3 protein-coding genes are annotated in these 18,120 nt (G+C 75.7%); all 3 read right to left on the minus strand.

What is annotated here, in order from left to right:
• Positions 1–23 precede the first annotated feature (23 nt).
• Complete coding sequence (locus ACIA8L_RS12525) at positions 24–14,078, minus strand: type I polyketide synthase (protein ID WP_395903517.1); 14,055 nt, start codon at positions 14,076–14,078, stop codon at positions 24–26.
• 14 nt (positions 14,079–14,092) lie between these two features.
• The gene (locus ACIA8L_RS12530) at positions 14,093–17,035 is read right to left on the minus strand and encodes an amino acid adenylation domain-containing protein (protein ID WP_395903519.1); all 2,943 of its coding nucleotides are present in this window, start codon (positions 17,033–17,035) and stop codon (positions 14,093–14,095) included.
• Positions 17,036–17,129: 94 nt separating this feature from the next.
• Positions 17,130–18,110, minus strand: a complete 981-nt coding sequence (locus ACIA8L_RS12535; protein WP_395903522.1) for a Gfo/Idh/MocA family protein — start codon at positions 18,108–18,110, stop codon at positions 17,130–17,132.
• Positions 18,111–18,120: the final 10 nt, after the last annotated feature.

Raw genomic sequence — 18,120 nt, forward strand, 5'->3', positions numbered from 1 at the left:
CGTGCCCTTTCTGGGGAGCGGCGTTACGACAGACCGAGGTCGTTGTCGATGAACGCGAACAGGTCGTCGTCGCTGGCCCGGCCGAGCCGGTCGGCGACGGTGCGGGCCGGGACCCCGGTGCGCGGGCCGAGGGCGGCCAGCAGGTCTTCGAGTCGCAGCGCGATCCGGTCGCGGAGCTCGTCCTCGGCGCCCTGGAGACTGGCCTCCAGCTCGTCGAGGACCGCGAGGGCGGCGCCGGTGTCGTCGGGGGCGAGCTGGCCGAGCAGGTGCGCGGCCATGGCGTCGGGGCTCGGGTAGTCGAAGAGCAGGGTGGCCGGCAGCCGCAGCCCGGTCGCGGTACTGAGCCGGTTACGCAGTTCGAGGGCGGTGAGCGAGTCGAAGCCGAGGTCGAGGAAGCCGCGGGCGGGTTCGACGGCGGCCGGGCCGGGGTAGCCGAGCACAACGGCGGCCTCGGCGCGGACGAGCTCCCGCACGGCCCGCTGCCGTTCGGCCGGGCTGAGCTCGCCGAGCCGGGCGGTGAGCGTCTGCTGCGGCGCGGCCGGCTCGGCCGGCGCGGTGACGGCGTGCCGGGCCGGGCGGCCGACGAGCCCGCGCATGATCGCCGGGACGGCCTCGGTGCCGGCCGCGGCCCGGATGGCGTCGACGACGAGCCGGGCCGGGACCAGGACGGCCTCGTCGACGACGCAGGCGAGGTCGAACAGGGCGAGGCCCTCGGCGTGCGAGAGCGGGGCGAGGCCACCGCGGGCCATCCGGCGCAGGTCGTCCTGGCCGAGCTTGGCCGTCATCCCGCTGCCCGGCTCCCACAGGCCCCAGGCCAGCGACAGGGCGGGCCGGCCGGCGGCGCGGCGCTGGTGGGCCAGGGCGTCGAGGAAGGTGTTGGCGGCCGCGTAGTTGGCCTGGCCGGTGCCGCCGAACGTCCCCGCCATCGAGGAGAACAGGACGAACGCGGACAGCGGGTGGTCGCGGGTGAGCTCGTCGAGGTTGAGCGCGGCGTCGACCTTCGGGCGCAGGACGGTGTCGATCTGGTCGCGGGTCAGGGCGGACACGACCCCGTCGTCGACGACCCCGGCGGTGTGGACCACACCGGTCAGCGGGTGCTCGGCCGGGACCGTGGCGAGCAGGTCGGCCAGCGCCGCCCGGTCGGCGACGTCGCATTCGGCGACGGCGACGTCGGCCCCGGCCGCGATCAGCTCGGCCCGCAGCTCCGCGGCGCCCTCGGCGGCCAGGCCGCGCCGGCTGGTGAGGATCAGGTGCCGGACGCCGTGCTCGGCGACGAGGTGGCGGGCGATGAGGCCACCGAGGTCGCCGGTGCCGCCGGTGACGAGCACGGTCCCCTCCGGGTTCCACACCGCCGAGGGCCGGGCACCGGGTGTGACCGCGACCCGGGCGAGCCGCGGCACGTGGACGGCGCCGACCCGCACGGCGACGTTGCCCTCCCCGCAGAGCAGCGCGGCCGGCAGGGCGGCGTAGGAGACGTCGCGGTTGTCGATGTCCAGGAGCACGAAGCGGTCCGGATTCTCGGTCAGGGCCGAGCGGACCAGGCCCCACACCGGCGCCCAGGCCAGGTCTTCGGCGGTGTCGCCGCCGGCGGTGCTGTAGGTGACGAACACCAGGCGCGACCCGGCGAAGCGGTCCTCGGCGAGCCAGGACTGGACCAGGTCGAGCGCCCAGTAGGTGGCACCGCGCACCCGGGTCCGCAGGTCGTCACCGGCCGGCGGCTCGGCGCAGGAGACGATGACCCGGTCGGGCACGGGCGCGCCCGCGGCGACGGCGTCGGTGAGCGCGGCCAGGTCCGGGTATGCCTCCACCGCGGTGCCGGTCGCGCCCAGCGCCTTGATCAGCTTGACGCTCTGGATGCCGAGCACCGCCCAGCGCCGCTGCTCCCGCTCGGGTGCGGGGGCGACCGGGGCCATGACCATGTCGACGCGGAAGAGCGAGTCGTGGTACGGCGACCGGGCCGCTTTGATCTGCTCGGCGGTGACGGGCCGCAGGACCAGCGAGCGCACGCCGGCGACGGGCCGGCCGGTGTGGTCGGCGAGGTCGACCGCGACCGTGTCCGGACCGGCGGGGGTGAGCCGGACGCGGAGCGCGGCGGCGCCGGTCGCGTCCAGCGTGACGCCCTCGAACGAGAACGGCAGGACCCCGCGCCCGGCGATGCCGTCGGCGAAGGCGAGGGTGTGCAGTGCGGCGTCGAGCAGCGCCGGGTGCAGCAGGTACTTCCCGGCCGTGGCCCGCTCCGCGGTGTCCAGCGCGACCTCGGCGTAGACGGCGCCGTCGAGCCGCCACACCCGCCGCAGCCCGCGGAACGCGGGCCCGTAGGCGAACCCGGCGGCGTCGAGCCGCTCGTAGAGGTCGTCGGCCGGGACCGGCTCGGCTCCGGGCGGCGGCCAGGCGGTGAGGTCGGGCGCGTCCCAGGAGCGGCCGGTGCCGAGCCGCCCGGTGGCGTGTGCGGTCCAGGTCTCGTCGGCGGCGCCCGAGCCGCGGGTGTGGATCTGCACGGACCGGGTGCCGAACTCGTCGGCCGCGCCGACGGTCAGCTGCAGCTGTACCGCCCCGGCCTCCGGCAGCACCAGCGGCGCCCGCAGGGTCAGCTCGTCGAGCCGTTCGCAGCCGACGGCCTCACCGGCGCGGAGGGCCAGCTCGACCATCGCCGTCCCGGGCAGGATCACGGTGTCCATGACCCGGTGGTCGGCCAGCCACGGCTGGTCGGCGACCGAGAGCCGGTTGGTGAACAGGTACCCGTCGGAGCCGGCGAGCGGCACGGCCGCGCCGAGCAGCGGGTGCCCGGCCGGGGCCAGACCGAGCCCGGCCGGGTCGGCGGGCGCGGGCGCCGCGTCGAGCCAGTACCGCTGCCGCTGGAACGGGTAGGTCGGCAGCTCGACCACGGCCGCCGCCCGGAACACCTTGGCCCAGTCCGGCGACCACCCGAGCACATGGGCCCGCGCGAGCGCCGCCATGAGCGTCTCGGCCTCGTCGCGGTCCCGGCGCGCGACCGCGATGCCGTCCTCGACCAGGGCCGCGAGCACCCCGTCCGGCCCGAGTTCCAGGAACCGGCCGACCCCGGCCCGCCGCAGTGTCGACACCCCGTCGAAGAACCGGACGGTTTCCCGGACCTGCCGCACCCAGTACTGCGGGTCCGTGAAGTCGGCACGCAGATCCCCGGTCACGTTGGACACCACCGGAATCGAGGGAGCCCGCGCCGGCACCGCGGCGACCACGGCCCGGAACTGCTCCAACATGCCGTCCATGTGCGCGGAGTGGAACGCGTGCGACACGTTGAGCCGCCGTGACCGCACACCCAGCGCCGCCACCACCGCATCGACCGCCGCAACGTCACCGGACAGCACCACAGAGTCCGGCCCGTTGACGGCCGCGATCGATGCGCCGTCCCGCAGCGCCGCCCGCGCGGTCGCCTCGTCGGCCTGCACCGCGACCATCTGCCCACCGGCGGGCAGCGCCTGCATCAACCGACCCCGGGCCTCGACGATCCGGCATGCGCCGTCAAGATCCCACACACCCGCGACATGTGCCGCGGCCAACTCTCCGATCGAATGCCCGAGCAGGAAGTCGGGGGTCAGACCCCACGACTCCAGCAGACGGAAAACGGCTACCTCGAACGCGAACAAGGCCGGCTGTGTCCACTGTGTCTGGTCGAGGTCCACCGCTTCACGGAGACCCTCGATCCGGTCGCACACCGAATCGTAACTCTCCGCGAACACCGGGAACGCGGCGTAGAGCCGCTGCCCCATATCGGCCCGCTGCGCACCCTGACCGGTGAACAGCAGAGCGGAACGACCCTCGCGAACCTGCCCGCGCACCACCGCGGAACCCAGCCGCACGGCCCGATGCTCGAACTGCGCGCGCGTCGTGGCGAGCGAGAACCCGAGATCCACCCCGCCCGCATCCACACCGTCCAGCCACGCCAGCTGCGCCTCCAACGCACCGGCGGACCGCGCCGAAACCGGCAGCGGCACCACGGGCAGCACCGCCGGGGTGCGCGGCGCGGGCGGGACCGGGGCCGGCTCCTCGATGATGACGTGGGCGTTGGTGCCGGAGATGCCGAACGACGACACGCCCGCCCGGCGCGGACGGTCGCCGGCCGGCCACGGCCGGGCCGAGGTGAGCAGCTCGACCGCGCCGGCCGTCCAGTCGATGCGGGTGGAGGGCTCGGTGATGTGCAGTGTGCGGGGCAGGGTGCCCGCCCGCAGGGCCAGGACCATCTTCATCAGGCCGGCCACGCCGGAGGCGGCCTGGGTGTGGCCGATGTTGGACTTGAGCGAGCCGAGCCACAGCGGCTCCGAACGGTCCTGGCCGTAGGTGGCCAGCAGCGCCTGCGCCTCGATCGGGTCGCCGAGCGCGGTGCCCGTCCCGTGTGCCTCGACGGCGTCCACATCGGACGGTTCGAGGCCGGCGTCGGCGAGGGCGGCCCGGATGACCCGCTGCTGCGCGGGGCCGTTGGGGGCGGTGAGGCCGTTCGAGGCGCCGTCCTGGTTGACCGCGCTGCCCTTGACCACGGCGAGGACCGGGTGGCCGCGGCGGCGGGCGTCGCAGAGGCGTTCGACCAGGAGCAGCGCCACGCCCTCGGACCAGCCGGCGCCGTCGGCGCTGTCGGAGAACGCCTTGCAGCGGCCGTCCGGCGCGAGCGCCCGCTGGCGGCTGAACTCGACGAACGTGTCGGTGGACGAGATGACGGTGACCCCGCCGGCCAGGGCCAGGTTGCAGTCGCCACGCTGCAGCGACTGGATGGCCAGGTGCAGGGCGACCAGCGACGACGAGCAGGCGGTGTCGACGGTCAGGGCCGGGCCTTCGAGGCCGAAGAGGTAGGCAATGCGCCCGGATGCGACGCTGCCGGCACTGCCGAGGGCGAGCTGGCCCTCGAAGCCCTCGGGGGCGTCGTGGAGGCGGCACACGTAGTCGTGGTAGTTCGAGCCGACGAAGACGCCGGTGCGGCTGCCGCGGGCGGTCTCGGGGTCGATCCCGGCCCGTTCGAACGCCTCCCAGGCCGTCTCGAGGAGCAGCCGCTGCTGCGGGTCCATCGCGAGGGCCTCGCGCGGGGAGATGCCGAAGAACTGGGGGTCGAACTCGGCGGCGTCGTAGAGGAAGCCGCCCTCGCGGGTGTAGAAGGTGCCGGCGTGTTCGGGGTCGGGGTGGTAGAGCCGGTCGAGGTCCCAGCCCCGGTCGGCCGGGAACGGGCCGACCGCGTCGACCTCCTCGGCGAGCAGCCGCCACAGGTCGTCGGGGCCGCGCACGCCGCCGGGCAGGCGGCAGCTCATGGCCACGATCGCCACCGGGTCGTCGGCCGAACCGGTGGCGACCGGCCCGGCCGGGGCGACCCCGGTGGACGTGTCCTGGGCGACGCCGAGCTCGCCGAGCAGGTGGCGGGTCAGGACGGCGACGGTCGGGTGGTCGAAGACGAGGGTCACCGGCAGTCGCAGCCCGGTGGCGGCGCCGAGCCGGTTGCGCAGCTCGACCGCGGTGAGGGAGTCGAAGCCGAGTTCCCGGAAGGCGCGGGTGGTGTCAAGGGCCTCGGGGTCGGCGAAGCCGAGGACGGCCGCGGCGACCTGCCGGACCAGGTGCGTGACCCGCGGCTCGCGGTCGGCCGGGGGCAGCGCGGCCAGCTCGCGGGCCAGCGGCACGGCACCGTCCCCGCCGTCCGGTGCGCCGGTCACGGCCGGGGCCGCCTCGGGCAGATCGCGCAGGGCCGGGCTCGGGCGGGTCGCGGTGAACACGGGCGCGTACCGCTCCCAGTCGACGGCGGCGACGGCGATCGTCGTCTCGTCGTCGTCGAGCGCGCGCAGGAGCAGGTCCAGGGCGCGGTCCGGGTCCATCGGGAGCATGCCGGTGCGCCGGGCCCGCTCCCCCACCTCCCCGCCGGCGAGGCCGCCACCGGCCCATACGCCCCAGGCGACCGAGGTGGCGACCCGGCCGGCGTCGCGGCGATGCTGGGCGAGCGCGTCGAGGTAGCTGTTCGCGGCCGCATAGCTGCCCTGGCCGGGGCCGCCGAGGACGCCGCCGAGCGAGGAGAACAGCACGAACGCGGTCAGGTCGAGATCGCGGGTCAGCTCGTCGAGGTGGCGGGCGCCGCCGGCCTTGGGTGCGGCGACGGCGGCGGCGCGGTCCGCGTCCAGGCCGTCGATGACACCGTCGTCGAGGACGGCCGCGGCGTGGAAGACGGCGCGCAGGGGCCGGTCCGCCGGGATGCTCGCGAGGAGCGCGGCGAGGGCGTCGCGGTCGTGCACGTCGACGGCGGCGAGGGTGACCGTGCAGCCGGCTCCGGCGAGCTCGCGGGCCAGGTCCTGGGCGCCGGGGGCGTCGGGTCCGCGCCGGCCGGCCAGCACGAGGTGTTCGGCGCCCTCGGCGGCGAGACGGCGAGCCAGGTGGGCGGCGATGCCGCCGGTGCCGCCGGTGATGAGGACGGTGCCGTCGGGCCGCCACCGCCGCCCGCCGGTCGCAGCGGCACCGGCGCGGATGAGCCGGCGGGCGTGGATGCCTGACGAACGGATCGCGACCTGGTCCTCACCGTCGAGGCCGGCGACCACGGCGGCGAGGCGCTCGGCGTCCCGGGCCGAGCACTCGACCGGCAGGTCGGCGAGGCCGCCCCAGCGGTCCGGGTGCTCCAGGGCGGCGATCCGGCCGAGGCCCCAGACCATCGCCTGGTCCGGGTTGGGCAGCGGGTCACCGGCACCGACGGAGACCGCGCCGCGGGTGACGCACCACAGCGGAGCCTGGCAGCCGACATCGCCGAGGGCCTGTATCAACCCGATGGTGGCGGGGAGCAGGGACAGGACGCGGGCCGGGGGCTCGGGGGCGTCGAGGGCGGCCCGCAGGTGGGTGGCGATGGCCGCGCGGTCGGCGTCAGCGGGGACGGTGACGATGTCGAGGCGGACACCGGCCGCGGCGAGGTGGGCGAGGACCCCCTCGGCGGCCGGGCCGGAGGCGGGCGTGACGGCCAGCCAGCGGCCCGGACGGGCGGCCGGGGCCGGGTCGGTCAGCGGTTGCCAGCGGACCCGGTAGCGCCAGGTGTCGAGCTCGATCCGGCGGGTCTCGGTGCGACGCCACGCGGACAGGGCCGGCAGGAGCGCTTCGACGGCCTCCGGCGCGACCTCAAGACCGGCGGCCAGCGCACCGAGGTTCTGGCCCTCGACCAGCTCCCAGAACCGGGCGTCGGCGGCGGTGCCGGACGGGGCGGCGGCGGATTCGAGCCAGAAGCGGCTGCGCTGGAAGGGGTACAGCGGCAGGTCGACGATCGGGCGGGCCGGGCCGAGGACCCGCTCCCAGGCGATCGGGGCGCCGGTCACGTGCAGCGCGGCGAGGGCGGTCAGCCAGCGGGCGCGGCCGCCGTCGTCGCGGCGCAGCGACCCCGTGGCCACGGCGGCGGCGGACTCGGCCTCGATGGTCTCCTCGATCGCCGGCACCAGCACCGGGTGGGCGCTGATCTCGACGAACGTGCCGACGCCGGCGGCGGTCAGGGCGGCCACGGCGGGGCCGAACTCGACGGTGTGGCGCAGGTTGCGGTACCAGTACTCGGCCCCGCCCAGCGCGATGTCGGCCGTGGCGGTGCCGACGGTCGAGCGGAACTCGATCGCGGCCGGGCCGGGGCGGACCGGGGCGAGCAGCTCCAGCAGCCGGTCGTGCAGCTCCTCGACGTGCGTGCCGTGGGAGGCGTAGTCCACGTCGACCCGGCGGGTCCGCACCCCGTCCGCGGCGCAGGCGGCGGCGAGCTCGTCGAGGGCGTCGACGTCGCCGGAGACCACGACCGAGGCGACCCCGTTCACCGCGGCGACGCCCAGGCGGCCGGACCAGGCGGCCAGGCGCTCCTCGGCCCGTTCGCGCGGTACGGCGACGGACATCATGCCGCCGCGCCCGGCGATCGCGACCAGTGCCCGGCTGCGCAGGGCAACGACCCGGGCGGCGTCGTCGAGGCTGAGCACGCCGGCGACGCAGGCGGCGGCGATCTCGCCCTGGGAGTGTCCGATGACGACGTCGGGGGTGACGCCGGCCGCCTGCCACAGGTCGGCGAGGGCGACCATGACGGCGAACAGGACCGGCTGGACGACGTCGACCCGGTCCAGGCCGGGGGCGCCGGGCTCGCCGCGCAGGACGGCGGTGAGCGACCAGTCGACGTGCGGGGCAAGGGCCGCCTCGCACGCCGCGATCCGCTCGGCGAACACCGGCTCGGTGGCCAGGAGCTCGACGCCCATGCCGGCCCACTGTGCGCCCTGGCCGGGGAAGACGAACGCGATCCGGCCGGCCGGGCGGGCCAGGCCGGTGACGGTGGCCGGGCCCGGGGTGCCGGCGGCGAGGTCGCGCAGCTCGGCCCGCAGCGCGGCACGGTCGGTGCCGATGACGGCGGCCCGGTGTGCGAGCGGGGTGCGGGTCGCGTGCAGGGACCACGCCATGTCGGCGGGCTCGAGATCCTCCAGGTGTACCGCGAGCCGGCCCGCATAGGCGCGGAGGGCGTCCTCGGTGTGCGCGGACAGCACGAGCGGTACCACCGCTGCGTCTGGCTCGTCGGCGGCCGGCTCCGGCGCACCGCTCTGTGCGGCCTCCAGGATCAGGTGGGCATTCGTGCCGCTGACGCCGAAGGACGAGACGGCGGCGCGGCGGGGGCGGCCGGTCGCGGGCCACGCACGGGCCGCGGTGAGCAGCTCGACCGCCCCGGACCGCCAGTCGACGTGCGGTGACGGGGACTCGGCGTGCAGGGTCCGGGGCAGGACGCCGTGGCGCAGGGCGAGGACGGTCTTGATGATGCCGCCGATGCCGGCCGCGGCCTGCGTGTGGCCGATGTTGGACTTGAGCGAGCCGAGCCACAGCGGACGGCCGGGGTCGCGACCCTGGCCGTAGGTGGCCAGGAGGGCGTGGGCCTCGATCGGATCGCCGAGGGCGGTGCCGGTGCCGTGGGCCTCGACGGCGTCCACGTCGCCCGGCTCCAGGCCGGCCGCGGCCAGGGCTTCGCGGATGACCCGCTGCTGGGCCAGTCCGTTGGGGGCGGTGAGCCCGTTGGAGGCGCCGTCCTGGTTGACGGCGCTGCCCTTGACGACCGCGAGGACGCGGTGGCCGTGGCGGCGGGCGTCGCTGAGCCGCTCCAGGACGAGCATGCCGGCGCCCTCGGCCAGGCCCATGCCGTCGGCCCGTTCGGAGAACGCCTTGCAGCGCCCGTCGGCGGCCAGGCCCCGCTGGCGGCTGAACCCGATGAGGGCGGCCGGGGATGACATCACCGCGACCCCACCGGCCAGCGACAGGTCGCACTCGCCGCGCCGGAGGGCCTGCGCCGCCAGGTGTACCGCGACCATCCCCGACGAGCACGCGGTGTCGATCGTGACCGCGGGCCCCTCGAGGCCGAACGTGTAGGCGATGCGCCCGGACGCGACGCTGCTCTCGGTGCCGATGATGAGGTGGCCCTCGACACCGTCGGGGACCTGGGCCAGGCGGGTGCCGTAGTCGCCGCCGGCCGCGCCGACGAAGACGCCGGAGCGGGTGCCGCGCAGCGTGCCGTGCCCGATGCCGGCCGCCTCGAACGCCTCCCAGGCGACCTCGAGCAGCAGCCGCTGCTGCGGGTCCATCGCGACCGCCTCGCGGGGCGAGATGCCGAACAGCTGCGGGTCGAACCGGGTGGCGCCGGCCAGGAAGCCACCCGCGCGCACGTAGCTGCGCCCGGCCCGGTCCGGGTCGGGGTCGAAGAGGCCGTCGACGTCCCAGCCGCGGTCGCCGGGCAGCGGGCCGATGGCGTCGCGCTCCTCCAGCAGCAGCGCCCACAGGTCCGCGGTGGTCTCCACGCCACCGGGGAACCGGCAGCTCATGCCCACGATCGCGATCGGCTCCCCGTCGTGCTCGCCGGCCGGTGCCGCGCCCCCGCCGATGCTTGTCGCTTCGGCCGGGCCGAGCCGGTCGTCGAGGTGCGCGGCGAGCGCGGCGACCGTCGGGTGGTCGAAGATGACCGTCGAGGGCAGGGCGAGCCCGGTGGCGGCCACGAGGGCGTCGCGCAGCTCCACGGCGGCGAGGGAGTCGACGCCGAGGTCGCGCAGCGGGCGGTGGTCGTCGACCGCGGCGGCGTCGGTGTGGCCGAGCGCGGCGGCGGCGGCGGCCCGGACGAGCTCGAGCGTGTCGGCCGGGCGCTCGGCTGCTGGCAGAGCAGGCGGCGGGGGTACCTCGGCCAGGTCGGCGAACAGCGGCCGCGGCCGGGCGGCGGCGAACAGCCGCAGGAACCGCGGCCAGTCGACGTCGGCGACGGCGACCGTGGTGTCGTTGCGGTCGAGGGCCTGATGCAGGGCCTCCAGCGCCGGGGCGGTCGCCATGGGCGTGATGCCGTGCCAGTTGGCGGCGCCGATGCCGGTGCGGGTGATGCCGCCGCGCGTCATGCCCCCGCTCTGCGGGCTCCACATGCCCCAGGCGACCGAGGTGCCGGCGAGGCCGCGGGCGCGGCGGGCGGCGGCGATGGCGTCGAGGCAGGCGTTGGCCGCGGCGTACGCGGCGTGGTCGCCGCTGCCCCAGACCCCGGCGACGGAGGCGTAGAGCACGAACCGGTCCACGGTGTCGCAGTCGAACGCGGCGTCGAGGTTCAGCGCGCCGTCCACCTTGGCGGCGAACGCCTCCTCGAGGTCGTCGGCGGTGGCGTCGGCGATCCGGCCGAGCACGCCGACGCCGGCCGCGTGCACGACGGTGCGGACGGGGCCGTGCTCGGCCTCGACGACGGCGACCAGCGCGGCGAGCGCGGCCAGGTCGGCGACGTCGCACTGGGCGACGGTGACGCCGGCCCCGAGGGCGGTCAGCTCGTCGCGGAGCGCCTCGGCCCCGGGTGTGTCGATGCCGCGGCGGCTGACCAGCACGAGGTGGCCGGCGCCCTGTGCGGCCAGCCAGCGGGCGGTCTGGGCGCCGAGGCCGGTGGTGCCGCCGGTGACGAGCGCGACGCCGCGCGGGCGCCACACCGGTGCGGTACCCGCGGCGGGAACCCGGACGAGGCGCCGGACGCGGACCTGGCCAGCCCGGACGGCGAACTGGTCCTCGTGGCCGAACGCGCCGCCGAGGACGGCCCGCAACGCGGCCCGGTCGGCCGGGCCGGCGGCGGTGGGCAGGTCGACGAGGCCGCCCCAGCGGTCCGGGTGCTCGAGGGCGGCGACCCGGCCGAGCCCCCAGACCGCGGCCCGCAGCGGGTCGGCGACGGTACCGTCGGCGACGGCCGCGGTGGTGACGTACCACAACGGCGCCGTGATGCCGGCGTCACCCAAGGCCTGCAGCAGCACGAGCGCGTCGAGCGCGGCGGCCGGCTCGGCCACGACACCGGCAACGCCGGCGGCCCCGGAGCCGGCCGCGGCCCGCAGCCGCTCGGCCAGCAGGGCGCGGTCGGTGGTGGGTGCGACGAGGACGGGGTTGGCGCGGCCGCCGGCGAGCGCCTCGGCGAGGGCGGGGCCGCCGACGACGAGCCAGCGCCCGGCGATCCGGTCGCTGCCGGTCGGTGCGGGTCGCCACTCCTCCCGGTAGGACCAGCCGCCGGTGGGGGTGACGGCCCGGCGGTAGCTGTCGAGCCAGTACCGCTCCCGCTGGAACGGATAGGTCGGCAGCTCAACCACGGCGGCCTGACCGAACACGCGCGTCCAGTCGGGCGCCCAGCCACGGGTGTAGGCCCGCGCGACGGCCCCGAGGAGCGTCTCGGCCTCGTCGCGGTCCTTGCGCGCGACCGCGATGCCGTCCTCGACGAGGGCGGCGAGCACCGCGTCCGGCCCAACTTCCAGGAACCGCGACACACCCTCCCGCCGCAGCGTCGACACTCCGTCGGCGAACCGGACGGTTTCCCGCACCTGCCGCACCCAGTACTCCGGGTCCGTGAAGTCAGCGCTCAAGTCTCCGGACACGTTGGACACGATCGGGATCGCGGGCACCCGCGCCGGCACCGACGCCACCACAACCCGGAACTCGTCCAACATCCCGTCCATGTGCGCCGAGTGAAACGCATGCGACACCTTCAACCGCCGCGACTTCACCCCCAACGCCGCCACGACCGCCGCAACCCCGTCGGCATCACCCGACAGCACCACCGCGTCCGGCCCATTCACCGCAGCGATCTCAACACCCTCGACCAACGCCGCCCGCGCGCTCTGCTCGTCGGTCTGCACCGCGACCATCTGCCCACCAGCGGGCAGCGCCTGCATCAACCGACCCCGCGCCTCCACAATCCGGCACGCACCATCCAAATCCCACACACCCGCGACATGCGCCGCGGCCAACTCCCCAATCGAATGCCCCAGCAGGAAGTCAGGCTTCAACCCCCACGACTCCAACAACCGAAAAACAGCAACCTCAAACGCGAACAACGCCGGCTGCGTCCACCGCGTCTGATCAAAGGACACCACCTCCCGGAGACCCTCGATCCGAGCACACACCGCATCGTAACTCTCCGCGAACACCGCAAACGCCGCGTACAAACCGCGACCCATCCCCGGACGCTGCGCCCCCTGACCCGTAAACAGCATCGCCGACAGACCCTCACGAACCTCACCACGGACCACCGCACCATCCAGCACAACCGCCCGATGCTCCAACTGCGCGCGCGTGGTAGCCAGCGAGAAGCCGACGTCGACCGGATCGGCGTCCACGGTGCGCAGCCGCGAGAGCAGGGCCTCCAGTGCGGCCGGACCGCGAGCCGACACCGGCAACGGCACCACCGGCAGCGAGGCCCGCGAGACCGCAGGCGCGACGGCCGCCGGAGCCTCCTCGAGGATGACGTGCGCGTTGGTGCCGCTCGCACCGAAGGCGGAGACCGCGATGCGGCGCGGCCGGTCGGGAGCGGCCGGCCAGTCGCGCGCCGAGTCCAGCAGCGAGACGGCACCCGAGGACCAGTCCACCCGGGACGCCGGGACGTCCGCGTGCAGGGTCCGGGGCAGGCGGTCGTTGCGCATGGCCAGGATCGACTTGATGACCCCGGCGACACCGGCGGCGGCCTGGGTGTGGCCGATGTTCGACTTGAGCGTGCCCAGCCACAGCGGGTTGTCGCGGCCCTGGCCGTAGGTCGCGAGGAGCGCCTCGGCCTCGATCGGGTCGCCGAGGGTGGTGCCGGTTCCGTGGGCCTCGACGGCGTCCACATCGGACGGTTCCAGGCCCGCGTCGGCCAGCGCGGCCCGGATGACCCGCTGCTGCGCCGGTCCGTTCGGGGCGGTGAGCCCGTTGGAGGCGCCGTCCTGGTTGACCGCGGTGCCCTTGACGACCGCCAGGACGCGGTGCCCGAGCCGCTGGGCGTCGCTGAGCCGCTCGACGACCAGCACGCCGACGCCCTCGCCCCAGCCGGTGCCGTCGGCGTCGTCGGAGAATGCCTTGCAGCGCCCGTCCGGGGCCAGGCCCCGCTGCCGGCTGAACTCGATGAACGACTGCGGCACGGCCATGACGGTCGCCCCGCCCACCAGGGCCAGGCCGCACTCGCCGAGCCGCAGCGAACGGACCGCCAGATGCAGCGCGACGAGCGACGAGGAGCACATGGTGTCGACGGTGACGGCCGGGCCGTGGGTGCCGAAGGTGTAGGCGAGCCGGCCGGAGAGCACGGCCGCGGCGCCGCCGGTGAGCAGGTGCCCCTCGGTGCCTTCGGGCGCGAGCTCGGGTGCGGCACCGTAGCCCTGGTGGCTGGCGCCGACGAACACACCGGTGTCGGTGCCGTGCAGCGAATCCGGGGGCAGCCCGGCCCGCTCCAGGGCTTCCCAGGCGGTCTCGAGCAGCAGCCGCTGCTGCGGGTCCATGGCCAGGGCCTCGCGCGGCGAGATGCCGAAGAAGCCGGCATCGAACTCGTCGGCGTCGTGGAGGAAGCCGCCCTCACGGGCGTAGGTGCGGCCGGGGCGCCCGGGTGTCGGGTCGTAGAGGCGGTCGAGGTCCCAGCCGCGCCGGTCCGGGGCGGGGCCGACCGCGTCACGCTCGGCGTCCAGCAGCGCCCACAGCTCGTCGGGGCCGGTCACACCGCCCGGGAACCGGCAGCCGAGGCCGACGACGGCGACGGGTTCGCGGCCGCGGTCCTCGATCTCGCGGATGCGCCGGTTGGCCTGGCGCAGGTCGGCGGTGACCCGCTTGAGGTAGTCGCGGAGCTTGTCCTCGTTCGACACAGCGGCCTCCTGGGCTAGCTGACCGGCACCGCGGCCGACCGGACCGCCCGGGCCAGGTCGGCGACGTGCTCGATCGTCGGGCGGCGCACGATGTCGCCGAGGCGGTCCATGAAGCGCTGCTCGTGCTCGGCTCCGACGACCTCGCGGCAGACCCCGGCCACCATCGAGAGCATGAGCAGCGAGTCGCCGCCGTAGGTGTGGAAGTCGGCGTCGTCGGCCAGCCGGTCGGCGTCGACGCCGAGGGTGGCCGCCCACACCGCGGCCACGGACCGGGTGAGCTCGTCGCGGTCCTGCTGCTGCCCGGCCGGCGCGGCGGCGTCGGCGAACGGGTCCGGCAGCGCCCGCACGTCGATCTTGCCGTTGACCGTGCGGGGCAGCTCACCGACGACGGTGACGGTGGCCGGCACCATGTAGCGGGGCAGCCGCTCGGCGATGAACGCCTGCAGTTCCTCCGGTGCCGGTGCGGGGTCGGCGACGACGTAGGCGCAGAGCACGTTGTGACGGCCGGCGGCTGCACGCGGTACCACCGCCGCTTTGACAATCGACGGATGCCGTTCGAGGGTCTGTGCGATCTCGGCCGGCTCGATCCGGTTGCCAAGGACCTTCACCTGCTCATCGGCGCGGTTGAGAAACTCGATGACGCCCCGGGCGTTCACGCGCACGATGTCGCCGGTGCGATACACCCGCGTGCCGTCGGCCAGGCGCACGAACCGCTCGGCGGTCAGCTCCGGGCGGCCCCGGTAGCCGCGGGCCAGCTGCACGCCGCCGATGACGAGCTCGCCGGCCTCGCCCGGGGCGGCGAAGCGGTGCTGGGCGTCGAGGACATGGGCGGTGCAGTTCGCGGTCGGCACGCCGATCGGCACGCTGGCGGTGGTGTCGCGGCCCGGGTGGAACTCGTGCGCGACGACCTCGATCGTGGCCTCGGTGGGGCCGTAGAGGTTGAGCACCCGGCAGGCCGCTCCGAACACTTCCAGGGTCCGCACCGCCAGGCTGCGCCGCAGTTGCTCACCGGCGGCCGCGACAACGAGCACACCAGCGGGTCGTACGCCGAGCTCGCAGACGAGTTCCAGCAGCGACGGGGTGAGCGTGAGGACGGTCGGCGCGTCCTCGGTGAGCAGCCGGCGCAGGGTCGCGTGGTTGAGCTCGCCGCCGGGCAGCAGCAGCGTCCCCCCGGCGAGCAGGGGCAGGAACAGTGACGTGCCCGAGACGTCGAAGGCGAACGAGGTCAGCAGCGGCATCCGGGTGGCCGCGTCCACGCCGAGCATGGGGGTGGCCCAGGCGACGTAGTTCGACAGCGACCGGTGCTCGATCTCGACACCCTTGGGCCGCCCGGTCGAGCCGGAGGTGTAGATGACGTAGGCCAGGTCCCCGGGGTCCACGGCCGGCTCGACCCAGTCCGCGGGCGGGTCCGCGGGCAGTGCGTCCAGCGGCCAGGCACCAGGGATGTCGCGCGGAGCGTCCACGAGGCAGAGCGCGGCGCCGGCGTCGGTGAGGATGTCGACCAGGCGGGCGTCCGGGTGGGCGGTGTCGAGGGGCAGATAGGCGGCGCCCGCGCGGAGCACGCCCCAGACGGCGGCAACCGCGGGACGGGTCCGCTCGGCCAGGATGCCGACGACGTCACCGGCCTTGACACCGCGCTGGCGCAGGGCCGCGGCGATCGCGCGGGAGCGGCGGTCCAGCTCCCCGAAGGTGTATTCCCCGTCGCGATCCACCACGGCGACGGCGTCCGGGGTCGCGCGGGCCCGCGCGGCGAACCCGGCGACCACGGTCGTCGACGGCACCGGGAGGGCTGTGTCGTTCGCCGCCCACGTGCGCAGCGCGGCCGGGGACAGCGCCTCTTCGATCGCGTCCAGGACGGCCGCGGCCCGCTCGGCGATGCCGGGGCCGTCGTGCCAGCCGAGCACGATCTCGGTGTGCCCGGCGCACTCGACCACGTCGATCTCGCAGGGGCCGCCGGCCGGGGCGGTGGACAGCGAGTACAGGGCGGTGGCGGCGAACCCGGCACCGCTGAACCCGGCGACGTCGACCCGGCCGAGGTGGGCGAGGGAGCAGTGGGAGGCGTACCGGTCGCTCTTGGTGGCCTTGCGTTCCAGCGCGCCGTTGATGAGCCGCAGCACCGGGATCGGCATCTTCAGCACCGCCGGGTCGAGCCGGGCCTGGGCGTCGCGCTCCTCGGCGAGCAGCGTGAGCAGCCGCTCGTGGGTCGTCGGCCAGTCCTGGCCGGTGGGCACGGCGAACGGCACGCTGTGCGAGAGACTGGCGGTGGAGCGGGTCTCAGGGGCGTACCGCCGCAGGTTCACCGGCACCGAGAAGTGGGCCTCCTCCGCGCCGGTGAGCGGCGCGATGACGGTGGCCAGGCGGGCGACCAGCCCGGCGTGGTAGCCGTCGACGCTGCGCCGCACCCACAGCGTGCGCCGGCCGGTGCCGGGCCGGCCGAGCAGCGCCGGGTAGTCGAGGCCGGGCGGCTGCGGCTTGCCCTCCAGCGGGGGCAGCAGGTCGGTCTCGGTGACGGTGTCGGGCGCGCCGACGAGCGGTTCGCCGCGCAGGGCCCGGAACACGTCGGCGGCCCACAGCAGCACCCCGCCGGCGTCCATGACGGCGTGCGCGGCCCGGAACACGATGGCCGGGTCCCGCTCCCCCACGAGCAGCACCTCGCACGTCGGCCCGCGCCGGTCGTCGAGGGCCACCTGCAGGTCGGGGAGGTCGACCACGTTCGCGGCGGCGACCCGGCGCACGGCCGGCGGTGCGCCGGTGTCGACCCAGGTGCGGCCCCGGCGGACCAGGCGGGTGCCGGGGCAGGCGTCGGATGCGGTGGCGACGGCCGCGGCGAGCCGCTCGGCGTCGATCCGGCCCGTGCCCTCGACGGCGAGCTGCAGCACCGGTGCGGTGCCCTTCGGGTGCGCGGCGATCCACCACTCGACGGGCGAGACGGGCCGGCGGAACTCAGTGGACGGCAAGGTCGCCTCCCTCGGGCGGCTCAGGTTGCTGCCCGGAAGTATGGTCGGCCCCGGCCGGGTGTGGCCGGGGCCGCGAGGATCTCTAGAAGAACCCTCAAACTGCGGTGCGCCGCACGGCGTCGACGAGCTCCGCGGTGCGCACCATCGACGCCAGGCCGGCCTGCTCCTCCGGGTGCCGCGCGGTCCGTCCGGCCAGCACCGCCCCGGCGAACGACGCGACCGCGCCGAGGAACTGGTGCCCGGGCGGGAGCGTCAGCTCCTCGACGCGATCCTGTTGCTCGATGCGCAGCACCGGCGACCAGGTCGCCGCCGGCGTGAAGGCGCGGTCCACGACGATCCGGCCGCTGCTGCCCCAGAGGGTATACCGCGATCCGTAGGCGTGCTGGAACCCGAACTGGGCCGAGGCGAAGACCCCGTCGGCGGAGACGAGCAGCGCCTGCCCGGCCACGTCGACCCCGCGCCGCGGGTCCATCCGCAGCGCGCCGCCGACGACCCGCAGGTCGTCGCCGAGCAGCAGCTGGGCCGCGCGCAGCGGGTAGACGCCGGCGTCGAGCAGGCTGCCGCCGCCGAGCCGCGGCACGTAGCGGATGTCGCCGTCGGGCAGCGGCGGGAAGCAGAACTCGCCGGTGAATGTGCGCAGGTGCCCGATCCGCCCGTCGGCGACCAGCCGGGCGACGGTCGCGTGCTGCGGGTGGTGCGCGAAGGTGAAGTTCTCGCGCAGCAGCCGGTCGGCGGTGGTGGCCGCGCGGACCAGCGCCCGGGTGCCCTCGGCGTCGGTCGTGGCCGGCTTCTCGACCAGCAGGTGCTTGCCGGCGGCGAGGACCCGCGCGCCCCACAACCCGTGCAGCGCGGTCGGCAGCGGCAGGTAGACGGCGTCGACGTCGTCGCGCTCGAGCAGCTCGGCGTAGCCGGTGGCGGCGCCGCCGAACTCGGCCGCGAACGCCTTGGCCTTCTCGGGGTCGCGGCTGGCGACCGCGCTCAGCGTGGCCTGGGGACAGGCGGCGATGGCCGGCATGGTGCGCCGCCGGGCGACCGACGAGCAGCCCAGCACCCCGAACCGGATGCGTTCGTCCACGGTACGGCCC

Source organism: Dactylosporangium sp. NPDC051541 (assembly GCF_044454505.1).
GTDB lineage: Bacteria > Actinomycetota > Actinomycetes > Mycobacteriales > Micromonosporaceae > Dactylosporangium.